Source organism: Pseudomonas sp. B2021, from assembly GCF_018135665.1.
GTDB classification, from domain to species: domain Bacteria; phylum Pseudomonadota; class Gammaproteobacteria; order Pseudomonadales; family Pseudomonadaceae; genus Aquipseudomonas; species Aquipseudomonas lactis.
Map to the genome: position 1 here is coordinate 1 of NZ_SMOF01000029.1, position 536 is coordinate 536.

1 protein-coding gene is annotated in these 536 nt (G+C 61.0%); it reads right to left on the reverse strand.

Annotated elements, in window-relative coordinates; genetic code table 11:
• Positions 1–536: PAAR domain-containing protein (locus E1K68_RS27530; protein ID WP_244858951.1), on the reverse strand; the 536-nt coding region annotated here is incomplete at both ends.

The following is a 536-nucleotide window of genomic DNA, read 5'->3' on the forward strand; positions in this document are numbered from 1 at the left end:
GCCCAGGCACCGAGGTCGCTGCCGAGTGTGCCGGCTACCCTGCCGACGGCGCCCGTGGTACCGGTTGAGGCCATAAGGGCAGTGGTGCCGAAGTTTTTGGCGTTTTCCGGGGCGGTGCCCGCAGCTGTAGAACCGGCCGGTACCGAAACGCAGGATTTGGCAAAAACGCAGGTATCAGCGGCACGATTCGACGCAACGGGCGCGGCATAATTCGCAGGGGGCGAGGCGGATGCAGTCGGCCTCATTACAATCGGGGTGACACGTTGAGGTTGGGGACCAAACTCCTGAGATTTGGAACTCTGATTGGCAATCAACTCCGGCGGCGGATCGCATTTGCAGATGCACAGATCACCCTCCAGTGCCGCTTGTTTGCCGTTCCACTCTTCGTGCAAATGAGGGCCGGTAAGCGCGATGAAGCCTTCAGTGCCGCATGCCGGACAAGCGACCCGGTCACCCTCCCTCGAGATCATTTCGCCGTTGAAACTGGTGCCCTCACAACCGCTGGTTACCTTGCCACCCACCGTGGTGGTTGAACC